General features: G+C 68.9%; 12 protein-coding genes. 4 read left to right on the top strand and 8 right to left on the bottom strand.

The annotated features are described in order from the left end of the window. Positions 1–62: 62 nt before the first annotated feature. Positions 63–944 (bottom strand): Cgl0159 family (beta/alpha)8-fold protein, encoded by an 882-nt coding sequence (locus IEY79_RS10235; RefSeq protein ID WP_189107051.1) that lies wholly within the window; start codon positions 942–944, stop codon positions 63–65. Then, positions 941–2,059 (bottom strand): 5-dehydro-2-deoxygluconokinase, encoded by a 1,119-nt coding sequence (iolC, locus tag IEY79_RS10230; RefSeq protein WP_189107050.1) that lies wholly within the window; start codon positions 2,057–2,059, stop codon positions 941–943. Before iolC ends, IEY79_RS10235 begins: the two co-directional genes overlap by 4 nt. Positions 2,060–2,185: 126 nt before the next feature. On the opposite strand from iolC, the gene IEY79_RS10225 reads away from it, so the two are divergent. After that, positions 2,186–3,097 (top strand): sugar phosphate isomerase/epimerase family protein, encoded by a 912-nt coding sequence (locus IEY79_RS10225; RefSeq protein ID WP_189107049.1) that lies wholly within the window; start codon positions 2,186–2,188, stop codon positions 3,095–3,097. A gap of 254 nt (positions 3,098–3,351) precedes the next feature. Next, entirely contained in the window at positions 3,352–3,549 is a 198-nt protein-coding gene (locus IEY79_RS10220; protein ID WP_189107048.1) for a helix-turn-helix transcriptional regulator, read from the top strand. 96 nt (positions 3,550–3,645) lie between these two features. Here the strand turns inward: IEY79_RS10220 and IEY79_RS10215 are convergent, their stop codons facing one another. Next, positions 3,646–5,940, bottom strand: coding sequence for an MMPL family transporter (locus IEY79_RS10215; RefSeq protein WP_189107047.1), 2,295 nt, complete (start codon positions 5,938–5,940; stop codon positions 3,646–3,648). Between the two features lie 152 nt (positions 5,941–6,092). Here IEY79_RS10215 and IEY79_RS10210 point away from each other — a divergent pair, with 152 nt between their 5' ends. Further along, positions 6,093–6,827 (top strand): TetR family transcriptional regulator, encoded by a 735-nt coding sequence (locus IEY79_RS10210; RefSeq protein WP_373292509.1) that lies wholly within the window; start codon positions 6,093–6,095, stop codon positions 6,825–6,827. A gap of 143 nt (positions 6,828–6,970) precedes the next feature. Beyond that, positions 6,971–7,225, top strand: a complete 255-nt coding sequence (locus tag IEY79_RS10205) for a heavy-metal-associated domain-containing protein (RefSeq protein WP_189107045.1) — start codon at positions 6,971–6,973, stop codon at positions 7,223–7,225. Between the two features lie 576 nt (positions 7,226–7,801). Here the strand turns inward: IEY79_RS10205 and IEY79_RS10200 are convergent. The 5 genes from IEY79_RS10200 to IEY79_RS10180 all read right to left on the bottom strand — a co-directional run bounded on the left by IEY79_RS10200 (position 7,802) and on the right by IEY79_RS10180 (position 15,121). Then, positions 7,802–9,091, bottom strand: coding sequence for a citrate synthase (locus IEY79_RS10200; protein ID WP_189107044.1), 1,290 nt, complete (start codon positions 9,089–9,091; stop codon positions 7,802–7,804). 222 nt (positions 9,092–9,313) lie between these two features. After that, the gene (gene recD2 / locus IEY79_RS10195) at positions 9,314–11,536 is read right to left on the bottom strand and encodes an SF1B family DNA helicase RecD2 (RefSeq protein ID WP_189107043.1); all 2,223 of its coding nucleotides are present in this window, start codon (positions 11,534–11,536) and stop codon (positions 9,314–9,316) included. Positions 11,537–11,859: 323 nt separating this feature from the next. Beyond that, positions 11,860–12,738, bottom strand: coding sequence for a sugar phosphate isomerase/epimerase family protein (locus IEY79_RS10190; RefSeq protein WP_189107166.1), 879 nt, complete (start codon positions 12,736–12,738; stop codon positions 11,860–11,862). Between the two features lie 5 nt (positions 12,739–12,743). Then, entirely contained in the window at positions 12,744–13,973 is a 1,230-nt protein-coding gene (locus IEY79_RS10185; RefSeq protein ID WP_189107042.1) for a dihydrodipicolinate synthase family protein, read from the bottom strand. Then, positions 13,970–15,121, bottom strand: coding sequence for a Gfo/Idh/MocA family protein (locus IEY79_RS10180; RefSeq protein ID WP_189107041.1), 1,152 nt, complete (start codon positions 15,119–15,121; stop codon positions 13,970–13,972). The genes IEY79_RS10185 and IEY79_RS10180 overlap by 4 nt, the downstream gene beginning before the upstream one ends. Positions 15,122–15,199 lie beyond the last annotated feature (78 nt).

The raw sequence follows: 15,199 nt of genomic DNA, 5'->3' as shown, positions 1-15,199 counted from the left end.
GCACGTCTGCCTACTCTCCGCTTGACCCCTACAGCCGCTCCCGTCCGGCGGCCCCGGGCCCCCTACAACAGGCCCACGGCGGTGTCGACCGCCGCCGCGACATCGCCGTCCACCGGGTAGAGGAGCGAGCGCCCCACGACCAGGCCCTGCACCGTGGGCAGGCGCAGTGCCTTGCGCCACTTCTCGTACGCGCCCTCCTGGTCGTCGCCGATCTCGCCGCCGAGCAGGACGGCGGGCAGGGTGGATGTCTCCATCACCCGGGCCATGTCGTCGGGATTCTCGGTGACGGGCAGCTTCAGCCAGGTGTACGCGGAGGTGCCGCCGAGGCCGGAGGCGATGGCGATGGACCGGGTCACCGCCTCGGCGGTCAGGTCGTTGCGGAGCCGTCCGTCCCTGCGGCGGCAGATGAACGGCTCGACGAAGACCGGAAGCCGCCGCTCCGCCATGGCGTCCACGGCGCGGGCCGCCGACAGGAGCGTGTCCGCCGAGCGGGCGTCGTCGTAGTCGATACGCAGCAGCAGCTTGCCCGCGTCGAAGCCGAGGCGGTCGATGTCCTCGGCGCGGTGGCCGGTGAAGCGGTCGTCCAGTTCGAAGGAGGCGCCGGCGAGGCCGCCGCGGTTCATGGAACCGACGACGACGCGGTCCTCCAGGGCGCCGAGGAGCAGCAGGTCGTCGAGTATGTCGGAGGTGGCGAGGACGCCGTCCACGCCGGGCCTGGACAGGGCGAGACAGAGGCGCTCCAGCAGATCGACCCGGTTGGCCATGGCCAGCCGGCGATTCCCGACGGCCATGGCGCCACGCGCCGGGTGGTCGGCCGCGACGATCATCAGCCGTCCGCCGGGGCGCAGCAGGGGGCGGCGGCTGCGGCGGGCGGCGGCCTCGGCTACCGCCTCTGGGTGGTGCGTACGGATCCGTGCGAGATCCGACGCGTCGACGCGGGTCACAGGGCACCTTCCGTCGGCAGCGTTCCCGGCGTGGGGACGGGGCCGCCGCCGAGGACCTGGACGACTTCCCGGGCGTACGGCATGGCGGAGGAGCAGGCAAGGCGGGCGGCGACGATGGCACCAGCGGCGTTGGCGTACCGCATGACGCGCTCCAGGTCCCAGCCGGCCAGCAGTCCGTGGCAGAGGGCGCCGCCAAAGGCGTCCCCGGCGCCGAGGCCGTTGACGACTTCGACGGGGACGGGTGGCACCTCGGCGGTGGTGCCGTCGCGATGCATGGCGACCACGCCCTTGGGGCCCTGTTTGACGACGGCCAGTTCGGGTCCGGCGGCGAGGAGCGCCCGGGCGGCGGCGTACGGTTCCCGCTCTCCGACGGCGACTTCGCACTCGTCCAGGTTCCCGACGGCGACTGTCGCATGGCTCAGGGCCTGCGCGTACAGGGGCCGGGCGGCGGCCATGAGGGCTCGCGGATCGTCGGAGGCGCCGGTGGGGGCCGAATCCACGGAAGCGGGGCTTTCGGCGTTGGAGCCGTCGGCCGGCGCCTTCCAGAACATCGGGCGCCAGTCGAGATCGAAGACGGTGATGGCGGTTCCCGGCCGCCGCCCGGACGGACGCGCCTCGGGGTCGCGTGCGCGCGCCTCGCCGCGCGTACGCAGGGCCGTCAGCGTGGCGGCCCGGCTGGGCTCCTCGCACAGGCCGGTGCCCGTCATCCAGAAGATCCGTGCCGACCGGATGGCGTCCAGGTCCAACTCGTCCGGGTGGATCTCCAGATCGGGTGCCTTGGGGTGGCGGTAGAAGTAGAGCGGGAAGTCGTCCGGGGGGAAGATCTCGCAGAAGGTGACCGGTGTAGGCCATCGGTCGACCGGTGTCACCCACCGGTCGTCCACCTCGAACTCCCGCAGGGCTTGGTGGAGATAGTCCCCGAACGCGTCCCGCCCGGTGCGGGTGATGACCGCGCTCCGGCGGCCGAGCCGGGCTGCGGCCACCGCCACGTTCGTCGCCGAACCGCCGAGGAACTTCCCGAAGGTGTCGACCTGCGCCAACGGGACTCCGGTACGCAGCGGATAGAGGTCCACGCCGATCCGCCCCATGGTGATCACGTCGTACGGCTCAGGCATGCTCGTCCCCTCGTTTCGACGGCCCGTCCCAGGTCTAATGCTCCTTCCCGACCTCTGTCAACGTTTTGTCCTGACATTCGGACGAAGGCTTGACACTCTTCTCCGACGGCCGCGAGGCTGACGGCCATGACCTCCTCCGTTCCCCCGCTGGACCGCATCAGGGTCGGGTCGGCACCCGACTCCTGGGGCGTGTGGTTTCCCGACGATCCCCAGCAGGTTCCCTGGAAGCGTTTCCTCGACGAAGTGGCCGAGGCCGGATACGAGTGGATCGAACTCGGTCCCTACGGCTATCTCCCGACCGATCCGGCCCGCCTGGCCGAGGAAACGGCCGCGCGCGGTCTGAAGGTCTCGGCCGGCACCGTCTTCACCGGGCTCCACCACGGGCCCGCCGTCTGGGACACGACCTGGGCGCATGTCGCCGACATCGCTGCGCTCACCAGGGAGATGGGCGCGGACCATCTTGTCGTCATCCCGTCCTTCTGGCGTGACGACAAGACGGGTCAGGTGCTGGAGGACCGGACGCTGACCTCCGCGCAGTGGCACGACCTGACGACCCAGACCGAACGGCTCGGCCGCGAGGTGCGCGACCGCTTCGGGCTGAACATCGTGGTCCACCCGCACGCGGACACCCACATCGACAGCGAGGAGAACGTCAGTCGTTTCCTCGATGCAACCGATCCCGATCTGGTCTCACTGTGCCTGGACACCGGGCACTACGCGTACTGCGGCGGCGACAGCGTCAAGCTGATCGAGACCTACGGGGAGCGGATCGGCTATCTGCATCTCAAGCAGGTGGATCCGGAGATCCTCGCGGACGTGGTCGCGGACGAGGTTCCCTTCGGGCCGGCTGTCGGACGGGGTGTGATGTGCGAGCCGCCGACCGGAGTACCCGCGCTGGGACCCGTGCTGACGGCGGCCCAGAAACTGGGGGTCGATCTCTTCGCGATCGTCGAGCAGGACATGTATCCGTGCCCGCCCGACAAGCCCTTCCCGATCGCCGAGCGCACGCGCCGCTTCCTGCGCTCGTGCGGCGCCTAACCCGGCTCCCCCGTCGAACAGTTGGGCCATTCGTACGTCCTCTTATGATGCGTCGTTTCTGTCACAGACGTCCGCCCAACGTCACGCATATCTCCATTATGCGGGTTTTCCGTCACAGTGGCGCGACAGCCCCTCCCTCACGGTCACTCTGCGTCGTTCAACCGGCAAAGGCTCAGTGATCACCAGCGTTTCAGTCGCAGCCCACCAGACGGCCCCCCGGCCGCCGCTGCGGCGGACGCAGGGAGGTGCCACGCATGACGGACAGAAGTCTCTGGTCCTACAAGGAGATTGCCGCCCACATCCGCGTACAGCCGGACACCGTCCGTTCGTACCGCAAGCATGGTCTGCTTCCGCGGCCGGACCATGTGGAGAACGGAAAGCCCTACTGGTACGCGGACACCATCCGCACCTGGGTGACCAAGCGCCCCGGGAACAGAGGCCGCAGAGAGTGAGGCCCGGGATCTGACCCGCGCCAGTTCCGCGCGGCGACCGGCTCCCAGGGCCCCGTACCCCCGTGGTGGGTACGGGGCCCTCAGCCTCGTTCAGGCTCAGGCCCTGACCTTGTCCCGCTCACCGGCACCGGACACAGCACCCCCGGCACCTTCGGCCGCCCCGGACCCGTCGGTCCCGTCCAAGACCGCCGCCGGACGCGCCTCGCCCTCGCTCACCCCGAACCGGTCGTGGAAGCGTCGCAGCGGTCCCGGCGCCCACCATGTCGCGCTGCCTGTCAGCTTCATCACCGCCGGGACCAGCAGACTCCGCACCACCATCGCGTCCATGACCACCGCGAGCGCGATCCCGAGCCCGAGCATCTTGGTGTTGGTGACCCGCGAGGCGCCGATCGCGACCATGACCACCGCCAGGATCAGCGCCGCCGCCGTGATCAGCCCGCCGGTGCGCTGAAGCCCGAACACGACGGAGCGCTCGTGGTCACCACCGCGGTCGTACTCCTCCTTGATCCGGGATATCAGGAAGACCCCGTAGTCCATGGAGAGTCCGAAGGCGACGCAGAACATCAGCACCGGAAGCGTCGTCTCTATGTCACCCGTCGAGGTGAAACCGAGCAACCCTGAGAAATTGCCGTCCTGGAAGACCCAGACGACCGCTCCGAACATCGCCGTGAGGCTGAGCGCGTTGAGCGCCACCGCCTGTATCGGGATCAGGACGCTGCCCGTCAGCAGGAAGACCAGCAGCAGTGTGACCACGACGATGATGCCCGCGGCCAGGGGCAGCCGGTCCCCGATGGAGTCCTTCGAATCGACCAGTACGGCGGCCGTGCCGGTGACCGAGGTGTCGAAGGCGGCCGGTTCGGCCCGGAGTTCACGGACGAGCCTCTGCGCCTCCTGGCCCACCGCCTCGCCACGCGGCAGCACGGTGAAGTACGCGTGGTCGCCGGAGACGACAGGGCCGTCGACCCGCAGCACATCCGGCAGACCGGCCACCCGGTCACGGAAGTCCGCGTACTCGGCGGAGGTCGCCGCACCCTCGCCCAGCACTTCGAGCCCGCCCCCAGGGCTGCCGGAGAAGCCGCTCCTGATGTCATCCTGGACCACCCGGGACTCCGCGCCCGACGGCAACTGGCGGTCGTCGGCCGTGCCGAACTTCACGCCCAGGAAGGGCAGTCCGAGCAGCACCAGGGCGGTGGCCGTCCCGACGGCGAAGAGCGGAGCCCTGCGCATCACCAGCGCCGCCGTACGTCCCCAGCCACGGCCCGTCTCCACAGCCCCTCCCGACCGGGATCCGTCCGCCCTTCCGTCGGCGGGCGCCGCGCCCTTGCGTACCCGGGTGAACAGCCGCCGCAGATCGAGGGAGTTGATCCGATGGCCCAGCAGCATCAGGGCGGCCGGCAGCAGGATCAGCGCGGCAGCGGCGGCGAGCAGCACCACCGCTATGCCCGCGTAGGCGAATGAGCGCAGGAAGTACTGCGGGAAGACCATCATGGCCGCGAGCGACACCGCGACGGTCAGCGCGGAGAACAGCACCGTCCGGCCGGCGGTGCGCAGCGTGGTGCCCACCGCGTCCCGCACCTCGGCGCCCTCGGCCAGCTCCTCCCGGAATCTGCGCACGATGAACAGCGCGTAGTCCACGGCCAGTCCGAGCCCCAGAGCCGTGGTGAGGTTCTGCGCGAAGACCGACACATCCGTGATCTCGGTGATCCCGCGCAGCACGGCGTTGGTCCCGAGGATGGCGACGATGCCGACGCCCAGCGGCAACAGGGCCGCCACCGCGCTGCCGAAGACCATCACGAGCAGGACCAGCGTGACCGGAAGGGCTATCAACTCGGCCCGCAGCAGGTCCTCCTGGATGATCGTCTGGATGTCGTGCCGCACGGCGACCGGCCCGCCGACGGAGACCTCCAACAGTCCCTGTGTGCCACGGAATTCGGGCGCGATCCGCTCCAGGATCTCGCCGGCCTCCTTCTCCTCTCCCACGATCCTGGCCGCGATCAGCGCCTCGTCCCCCTTCTCGGCGCGCAGCGCGGGCGCCCGCGTCTGCCAGTACGACCCGACGCCTACGACGCCCTCCTCGGCGGCCAGCCGCTCGGTGAGCCGCTCGGCCTGGGCGGCCACGGCAGGGTCGTCCACCCCTCTCTCGCCCGCGTCGACGAGAAGCAGCAGATTCGGCTGGGAGGCCGGGAACTCACGCTCCAGCGCCTTCGTCGCGTACGTCGACGAGGCGGTGGGGTCCTCCCACCCTCCGCTGCCCATCCGGTCGCCGACACCGCTCCCCGCGAGGACCGCGAACGCCGTGATCACCAGGGCGACCAGCAGCGAAAGCCGTGGGCGCGCCGTGACGAACCGGGTCCAGCCGCCGATTCGCGACCCCCCGTTGACTTCGGACATAGTGCGGTGTCCCCTTCACCGTGACCCAGGCATGGGTCGGCGACTGCCATAGACTGGCAAACACGAGCGATCGCTCGCATTCACCAAGAATGCGAGCGAGGACTCGCGTTTGTCAACCACCGCCAACCGATCGAGGGATCCTGGGAGTTCACGTGCCTGAAGCGAGGAGAGGCGGAGCCGTGGAGCGAGGCGTCCAGGACAGCGCGACCAAGGGAGGCGGCGACCCCGCGGACGCGGGGAAGCCGCGCCGCCGCCAGGCCCGCGGCGAGCGCCGTATCGCACAGATCCTGGAAGCGGCGGGCCGCGTCTTCTGCACCAGCGGCTACACAGCGGCGAGCACCAACTCCATCGCCCGGGAGGCCGGCGTCTCACCCGGCACGCTCTACCAGTTCTTCCCGAACAAGGAAGCCATCGCCGTCGAGCTGGGCGACGTACTCCTGACGCGCTGGCGCACGACGTACGGCCAGGCGCTCACACCCACCCACATGGATCTGCCGCTCCCCGAGCTGCTGGACACCGTCCTCGATCCACTGATCACGTTCAACTGCGAGAATCCGGCGTTCCCGGTCCTGATGCACGGATCCGAGATCCCGGGGCAGGTGACCGAGAAGCACGACGCCCTGCACTCCACCCTGCTCACCCGGGTCGAGGAGATGCTGGGCAGCTACCTCCCCGAGGCGCCCCAGGCGGAGCGCACGAGGACGGCGGAGTTCGCCTTCGCCCTCTTCATGGGCGGCATGGATCTGATCCTGTCGCACGAGGGCGAGGAGCGGGAGGCGTACATCAGGGAGCTGAAGACCGCGATGTTCCGCTATCTGGAACCCGTCGTCGGTGACGTGCTTCCCCGCTGCCCGCCACGGCTGGAGAGCTCGGCACCGGACTCCTGACTCCGCGCGCCGGCCGGGCGCCGCGGCCCAGGCTCGCCATCCATACCCCCTAGGGGTATAGTCGGACGCATCGGCGGGCCGCGGTGTTCACGCGGCCCCCTGACACACCTTCTTTCGCACGCTCACCCCCGGAGGAGAACGCCATGACCGCAGAGACGAAGATCGAGACGGAGACAGCGACAGGCGCCGTCACCACGGAGTACGCGGTCACCGGAATGACGTGCGGGCACTGTGAAGGCGCGGTCTCCGACGAGATCTCCGCGCTGGACGGGGTCACGTCCGTGAAGGCGGAGGCCGCCACCGGCCGCGTGATCGTGATTTCCCGGGCGCCGCTGGACGAGAGCGCCGTGCGTGCGGCGGTCGACGAGGCGGGCTACGAACTGGTCGGCCAGGCCTGACCGGCCCAACCCCGAAGGCCGCACACGACCGGATCCGACCCCAGCCGCGTGCGGCCTTCGGTCGTTCCACCCGCCGCCGGGCCACGAACGCCCTGCTCAGCCGCATGATCAGCGGGTACGGCACCCTATGTTTTCATCTGTTTTCGTAGCAACGAACAATTTGCGATTCGGCTCCTTCACATGTGGCACAGGACCTTCACAAAGAGATCTAGATCACATAGATTTGGGGGTAACCATCCGGGCAGCTCGCGAGTCTAAGAGGCGATGCCGAGAACGTCTTGGGGGACGTTCATGAGATGTCTTGGGGGATGTCTCAGGCAAGCGTTGGCCGGGGGACGTGCAACTGGGGAGCTTTGAGCGGCCCCCCTGGTTCGTACGTACCCCGGCAGACCGCGTGAAACTGGCTTCTGCCGGCAACCGCAGACGCCCGGCCCGGATCCCGTGGGGGGAATCCGCTCCGGGGATATGGGAAGCGCCCCGCTATACCGACCCGTGGGGGGATCGGGAAGCGGGGCGCTTTCTGTTGCGCTCCGGCGTGACCGCGAGGTCCGTGGCCGTCGGCCGAGTGCCGAGGATTCAGCGGCTCTCGACAGGAACGAAGTCGCGCAGGACCTCGCCGGTGTAGATCTGGCGCGGGCGGCCGATACGGGAACCGGGCTCCTTGATCATCTCGTGCCACTGGGCGATCCAGCCGGGGAGCCGGCCGATCGCGAACAGCACGGTGAACATCTCGGTCGGGAAGCCCATGGCCCGGTAGATCAGACCCGTGTAGAAGTCCACGTTCGGGTAGAGATTGCGGGAGACGAAGTAGTCGTCGGAGAGCGCGTGCTCCTCCAGCTTCAGGGCGATGTCCAGCAGCTCGTCGGACTTGCCGAGCGCCGAGAGGACATCGTGCGCCGCCGCCTTGATGATCTTCGCCCGGGGGTCGAAGCTCTTGTAGACGCGGTGGCCGAAGCCCATCAGACGGACGCCGTCCTCCTTGTTCTTCACCTTGCGGATGAAGGAGTCGACATCGCCGCCGTTGGCCTGGATGCCTTCGAGCATCTCCAGCACCGACTGATTGGCGCCGCCGTGCAGCGGTCCCCACAGGGCGCTGATGCCGGCGGAGATCGAGGCGAACATGTTCGCCTGCGACGAGCCGACCAGCCGCACGGTGGAGGTCGAACAGTTCTGCTCGTGGTCCGCGTGCAGGATCAGCAGCTTGTCGAGGGCCGAGACCACCACCGGGTCCAGCTCATACTCCTGGGCGGGGACCGAGAAGGTCATGCGCAGGAAGTTCTCGACGTAGCCGAGGTCGTTGCGCGGGTAGACGAACGGGTGACCGATCGACTTCTTGTACGCGTACGCGGCGATGGTCGGAAGCTTGGCGAGCAGCCGGATCGTCGAGAGATGGCGCTGCTTCTCGTCGAACGGGTTGTGGCTGTCCTGGTAGAAGGTCGACAGCGCGCTGACCACGGAGGACAGCATCGCCATCGGGTGCGCGTCACGGGGGAAGCCGTCGAAGAAGCGCTTCACGTCCTCGTGCAGCAGCGTGTGCTGGGTGATCTCGTTCTTGAAGGACGCCAGCTCGTCGACCTTCGGAAGTTCCCCGTTGATGAGCAGATAGCCCACCTCCAGGAACGTCGAGCTTTCGGCCAGCTGTTCGATGGGGTAGCCGCGGTATCGGAGGATGCCCTCTTCACCGTCGAGATAGGTGATGCCGGATTTATAGGCGGCGGTGTTCCCGTAGCCGCTGTCCAGAGTCACCAGGCCGGTCTGGGCCCGCAGCTTCCCGATGTCGAAGCCCTTGTCGCCGACGGTGCTGTCGATCACCGGGTAGGTGTACTCGCCATCGCCGTACCGCAGTACTACAGAGTTGTCGCTCACGTCATCCCTCACCGACGTAGTGCCTCTTCTTCGAGGTGCCCTGACTGTCTCTACCATCCCCCATTTGGCTCAGGAGAGTGCACTCGGGGTCGACCATTAGGCCTATTCGCGGCACTGAGTGCCGCCAACTTTCACATCCTGCCCCCTTCGCCCCGGTTCCGAAAGTCCGGGGCGGGCATTGCCGCCGCCGGGCGTCCGCCGGACGTGGAAGTGAACGCGCCGTTAGAAGCTTCCGGCCTGGAGGCTGCCCGAGAGCCGGTGGTCGAGTGCGGTGAAGCGGCGGCCGGCGGAGACCGTACGTACGGCCTGCCCTATCGCCTTGCGGGAGCCGACCAGGACGACGAGCTTCTTGGCCCGGGTGACCGCCGTGTAGAGCAGATTGCGCTGGAGCATCATCCAGGCGCCCGTCGTGACCGGGATGACCACGGCCGGGTACTCGCTGCCCTGCGAGCGGTGAATGGTCACCGCGTACGCGTGCGCCAGCTCGTCCAACTCGTCGAAGTCGTACGGCACCTCCTCGTCCTCGTCCGTACGCACCGTCAGGCGCTGGTCGTCCAGGTTCAGTGAGGTCACGACTCCGACCGTGCCGTTGAAGACCCCGTTCTGCCCCTTGTCGTAGTTGTTGCGGATCTGGGTGACCTTGTCCCCGACGCGGAAGACACGGCCGCCGAGCCGCTTCTCGGGCAGCTCGGGCCGGGCGGGGGTGATGGCCTGCTGGAGCAGGCCGTTGAGAGTGCCCGCGCCGGCCGGACCGCGGTGCATCGGGGCCAGTACCTGGATGTCGCGTCTCGGATCGAGCCCGAAGGTGGCGGGGATGCGACGGGCCGCGACATCCACCGTGAGCTTCCCGGCCTCCTCCGTCTCGTCCTCCACGAAGAGGAAGAAGTCGCTGAGGCCCTGAGTGATGGGCTGGACACCGGAGTTGATGCGGTGGGCGTTGGTGACCACGCCCGACTGCTGGGCCTGCCGGAAGATCCGGGTCAGCCGCACCTGCGGCACGGGGCCGTCCTCGGCCAGCAGGTCCCGCAACACCTCTCCCGCTCCCACCGAGGGCAGCTGGTCCACGTCACCGACGAGCAGCAGATGGGCACCGGGTGCCACGGCCTTGACGAGCTTGTTGGCGAGCAGCAGGTCCAGCATGGACGCCTCGTCCACCACGACCAAATCGGCGTCGAGCGGCCGGTCCCTGTCGTACGCCGCGTCCCCGCCCGGTTTGAGTTCCAGCAGCCGGTGGACCGTGGACGCCTCGGCGCCGGTGAGCTCGGCGAGGCGCTTGGCCGCCCGTCCGGTGGGCGCCGCGAGCACCACCTTGGCCTTCTTGGCCCTGGCCAGCTCCACGATCGAGCGGACCGTGAAGGACTTGCCGCAGCCCGGGCCGCCGGTCAGGACGGCGACCTTACGTGTGAGGGCGAGCCGCACCGCGGCTACCTGCTCGGGGGCCAGCTCGGCGCCTGTGCGGCCCGCGAGCCAGGGCAGGGCCTTCTCCCAGACGACGTCCTGGAAAGCGGGCATCCGGTCCTCCCCGGCGCGCAGCAGCCGCAGCAGCTGGGCGGAGAGGGACAGCTCGGCGCGGTGGAAGGGCACCAGATAGACGGCGGTGACCGGCTCTCCGCCGTCGGGACCGGGCACCTTCTCCCTGACGACTCCCTCTTCCTCGGCGGCGAGCTCGGCCAGGCAGTCGATGACCAGTCCGGTGTCGACTTGGAGGAGCTTCACCGCGTCGGAGATCAGCTGTTCCTCGGGCAGGAAACAGTGGCCCTGGTCGGTGGACTGGGAGAGCGCGTACTGCAGGCCGGCCTTGGCGCGGTCGGGGCTGTCGTGCGGGATGCCGACGGCCTGGGCGATGCGGTCGGCGGTGAGGAAGCCGATGCCCCAGACGTCGGCAGCCAGCCGGTAGGGCTCGTTCTTCACGACGGAGATCGAGGCGTCGCCGTACTTCTTGTAGATGCGGACGGCGATCGAGGTGGACACTCCGACGCCCTGAAGGAAGATCATGACTTCCTTGATGGCCTTCTGTTCCTCCCAGGCGGCGCCGATCATCTTCGTCCGCTTGGGTCCGAGGCCGGGGACCTCGACGAGCCGCTCGGGCTCCTTCTCGATGATCTCCAGGGTGTCCACGCCGAAATGCTCGACGATCCGCTCGGCGATGCGCGGACCGATGCCCTTGATCAGACCGGAGCCGAGATAGCGGCGGATGCCCTGGATGGTCGCGGGCAGGACCGTCCTGTAGTTCTCCACCGTGAACTGCTTGCCGTACTGGGGATGCGAGGCCCAGCGGCCCTCCATGCGCAGCGACTCGCCCGGCTGCGCGCCGAGGAGCGAGCCGACCACTGTCAGCAGATCGGCACCACGGCCGGTGTCGACGCGGGCGACCGTGTAGCCGTTCTCCTCGTTGCTGTACGTGATCCGCTCAAGAACGCCTTCGAGCACGGCCAGGTTGGACATGATCCGACGCTACCGCCCGGGTACGACAGCGGGCACCGCCTGTGGACAACTCCCCGCCGGACAGAGCCCCGAGAAGGTCCGGACAAGCTTTAGGGGCCCGGTCCCCAGGACCGGGCCCCACGCGCTCCCCCCTCCGGACAAGGCTTCCCGATCCCCCCGGACCCCTCCCCGGAAGCCTTGATGCCATATACGACCGCCGTCACCGCGAAAGGGTTGCATGACTGCGGGCAGTAATTTTTTCTGGCATTAGAAATGCCGACAGAAGATGACAGAAGCGATCATTTGCCTATGAGAGCGGCTTCGTGGCGACAGGGTGGTCTCCCTTACAGCGCATGCCTCACATACCGCTCCGCGACGTCGGCCAGCAGCTCCGCGCCGTCCCGCACCCACAAGGTGTCGTTGAAGAGTTCGACCTCGATCGGTCCGTCGTACCCGGCGGCGTCGACGCGTTCGCGCCACGCCCGCAGGTCGATCGCCCCGTCGCCGATCAGACCGCGGCCGTTGAGCACGCCGGCCGGCAACGGGGTCGTCCAGTCGGCCAGTTGGAAGGAGTGGATCCGGTCCGCCGCCCTGGCGATCGCCGCCGGGGCACGGTCGTCCCACCACACGTGGTACGTGTCCACGACGACCCCGACCTGGTCGACGGGGAAGCGTTCCGCGAGATCCAGCGCCTGGTCGAGCGTGGAGACGACACAGCGGTCGGAGGCGTACATCGGGTGCAGCGGCTCGATCGCCAGCCGTACCCCACGCTCCCCCGCGTACGGCGCGAGGACCTCCAGCGCGTCCACGATCCGTTCCCGCGCACCGTGCAGATCGCGACTGCCGGGCGGCAGCCCGCCCGAGACCAGGACCAGGGTGTCGGTGCCGAGGGTCACGGCCTCGTCGATCGCCGCGCGATTGTCGTCCAGTGCGTCCGCCCGTGCCGCGGGGGCGATCGCCGTGAGGAAGCCGCCGCGGCACAGGGTGGTGACGGCGAGCCCGGCGTCGCGTACGAGCTTGGCGGCGGCATCGAGGCCGTACGCCTGCACGGGCTCGCGCCACAGCCCGACACCCGGCACGCCGAGCCGCACGCACGCCTCGACCAGCTCGGGGAGGGTGAGCTGTTTGACCGTCATCTGGTTGATGCTGAAGCGGCTGAGGTCACCCGGGGGGCCACTCGGACTCGCGTCGCCCGCTGCCGTCACGTCGGCCGATTCGTTCATGTCCGTCACTGGTCCACTCCGTACACGCCGAGCAGGGACTTCATCCGGGCCTCGGCCACCGTCGGGTCCGGGAACAGGCCGAGCCCGTCGGCCAGTTCGTACGCCCGCGCGAGATGCGGCAGCGAACGGGCCGACTGGAGGCCCCCCACCATGGCGAAATGGTCCTGATGCCCGGCCAGCCAGGCGAGGAACACGACACCGGTCTTGTAGAAGCGCGTGGGCGCCTGGAAGAGATGGCGGGACAACTCGACCGTGGGATCGAGCAGTTCACGGAAGCCCTTCGCGTCACCCGTGTCCAGGACCCGTACGGCTTCGGCGGCGACCGGCCCGAGCGGGTCGAAGATGCCCAGCAGCGCGTGGCTGAAGCCGCGTTCGTCGCCCGCGATCAGCTCGGGGTAGTTGAAGTCGTCGCCGGTGTAGCAGCGCACGCCCTGCGGGAGCCGCCGGCGCAGCTCTACCTCACGGCGCGCGTCCAGCAGCGAGACCTTGATCCCGTCGACCTTGTCCGGGTGTTCGGAGATCACCTGGAGGAACGTCTCGGTGGCCGCGTCCAGATCCGAGCTGCCCCAGTAGCCCTCCAGCGCCGGATCGAACATCGGGCCGAGCCAGTGGAGCACGACGGGTTCGTCCGCCTGCCGCAGGAGATGGGCGTAGACGGCCAGATAGTCCTCGGGGCCCCCGGCCGCGGCGGCGAGCGCGCGTGAGGCCATGAGGATGGCCTGGGAGCCGGTCTCCTCGACGAGCGCGAGCTGTTCCTCGTACGCCGCCCGCACCTCCTGAAGAGAATGCGCTCCCGAGGCGAGCTGGTCGGTGCCCACCCCGCACGCGATCCGGCCCCCCGTCGACCGCGCCTCCGCGGCCGAACGGCGGATCAGCTCGGCCGCTCCCGCCCAGTCCAGGCCCATGCCGCGCTGCGCGGTGTCCATGGCCTCCGCGACCCCGAGGCCGTGCGACCACAGATGGCGGCGGAAGGCGAGCGTGGTGTCCCAGTCGACGACGACCGGCGCTCCGGGGCTGCTGTCGGCGTACGGGTCGGCGACGACGTGCGCGGCGGAAAAGACCGTTCGGGAGACGAGAGGGGCCGGGTCGGCGCCCTTGGTGGTGAAGGCGGCCGGTTCAGGGCGCGGCTGGTACGTGCGCAGCCGGCCCCCGGCGTCCGGGAGCCGGAGCCCCTGCCCCGGCTTCCTTACGGAGGATGGGGCGGCTGCGGTGGGGGGTGGGGTTCGGGTGGTCACAGCGAGAGCTCCGGTACGTCGAAGCGGCGCCCCTGCTCCGAGGACTTCAGCCCGAGTTCCGCGAGTTGTACGCCGCGCGCCCCGGCGAGCAGGTCCCAGCGGTACGGCTCGCCGAGTGTGATGTGGCGCAGGAAGAGCTCCCATTGCGCCTTGAAGCCGTTGTCGAACTCGGTGTTGTCCGGGATCTCCTGCCACTGGTCGCGGAAGGACTCGGTGGCGGCCAGGTCCGGGTTCCAGACGGGCTTGGGGGTGGCGCTGCGGTGCTGGACACGGCAGCTGCGCAGTCCGGCGACCGCCGAGCCGTGGGTGCCGTCGACCTGGAATTCGACGAGTTCGTCCCGGTTGACGCGCACCGCCCAGGAGGAGTTGATCTGCGCGACGATGCCGCCCTCCAGCTCGAAGATCCCGTAGGCGGAGTCGTCGGCGGTGGCCGCGTAGGGCTTGCCCTGCTCGTCCCAGCGGCGCGGGATGTGCGTGGTGACGTGCGCCGAGACGGAGTTGACCTTGCCGAACAGTTCGTGCAGGACGTACTCCCAGTGCGGGAACATGTCGACGGTGATGCCGCCGCCGTCCTCGGCCCGGTAGTTCCAGGACGGGCGCTGCGGCTCCTGCCAGTCGCCTTCGAAGACCCAGTAACCGAACTCGCCTCGTACGGAGAGGATCTGGCCGAAGAAGCCGCCGTCGATGAGGCGCTTCAGCTTCAGCAGACCAGGAAGGAAGATCTTGTCCTGGACGACGCCGTGCTTGACGTCGGCGCTCTCGGCGAGCCGGGCCAGGTCGAGGGCGCCTTCGAGGTCGGTCGCGGTCGGCTTCTCCGTGTAGATGTGCTTCCCGGCGGCAACGGCTTTCTTGATGGCTTCGACCCGCGCGGAGGTGACCTGCGAGTCGAAGTAGATGTCGACGCTGTCGTCGGCGAGGACGGTGTCGAGGTCCGTGGACCACTCGGTGAGGCCGTGCCGTTCGGCGACCTCTCTGAGTGCGTGTTCACGGCGGCCGACGAGGACGGGCTCGGGCCAGAGCACGTCACCGTCGCCGAGGTCCAGTCCGCCCTCTTCGCGGATCGCGAGGATGGAACGCACCAGGTGCTGCCGGTACCCCATCCGCCCCGTGACGCCGTTCATGGCGATCCGCACTGTCCTGCGTGTCACGAAGTTCCCTCCATACGGCCGTAGCAAGCGCTTTCTATAGGGTATGAAGCTAGCCTGCCGAAAGCGACCGGACAAGAG

The sequence above is a fragment of the Streptomyces camponoticapitis genome (assembly GCF_014646115.1).
GTDB classification, from domain to species: Bacteria; Actinomycetota; Actinomycetes; order Streptomycetales; family Streptomycetaceae; genus Streptomyces; species Streptomyces camponoticapitis.
Note: the sequence above shows the minus strand (reverse complement) of the source record. Positions and strands in the feature narration are given on the sequence as shown.

Excerpts from the sequence above, each read along its gene's own strand:
- iolC (WP_189107050.1), bottom strand. The coding sequence starts at position 2,059 with ATGCCTGAGCCGTACGACGTGATCACCATGGGGCGGATCGGCGTGGAC.
- IEY79_RS10225 (WP_189107049.1), top strand. The coding sequence starts at position 2,186 with ATGACCTCCTCCGTTCCCCCGCTGGACCGCATCAGGGTCGGGTCGGCA.
- IEY79_RS10220 (WP_189107048.1), top strand. The coding sequence starts at position 3,352 with ATGACGGACAGAAGTCTCTGGTCCTACAAGGAGATTGCCGCCCACATC.
- IEY79_RS10215 (WP_189107047.1), bottom strand. The coding sequence starts at position 5,940 with ATGTCCGAAGTCAACGGGGGGTCGCGAATCGGCGGCTGGACCCGGTTC.
- IEY79_RS10205 (WP_189107045.1), top strand. The coding sequence starts at position 6,971 with ATGACCGCAGAGACGAAGATCGAGACGGAGACAGCGACAGGCGCCGTC.
- recD2 (WP_189107043.1), bottom strand. The coding sequence starts at position 11,536 with ATGTCCAACCTGGCCGTGCTCGAAGGCGTTCTTGAGCGGATCACGTAC.
- IEY79_RS10190 (WP_189107166.1), bottom strand. The coding sequence starts at position 12,738 with ATGAACGAATCGGCCGACGTGACGGCAGCGGGCGACGCGAGTCCGAGT.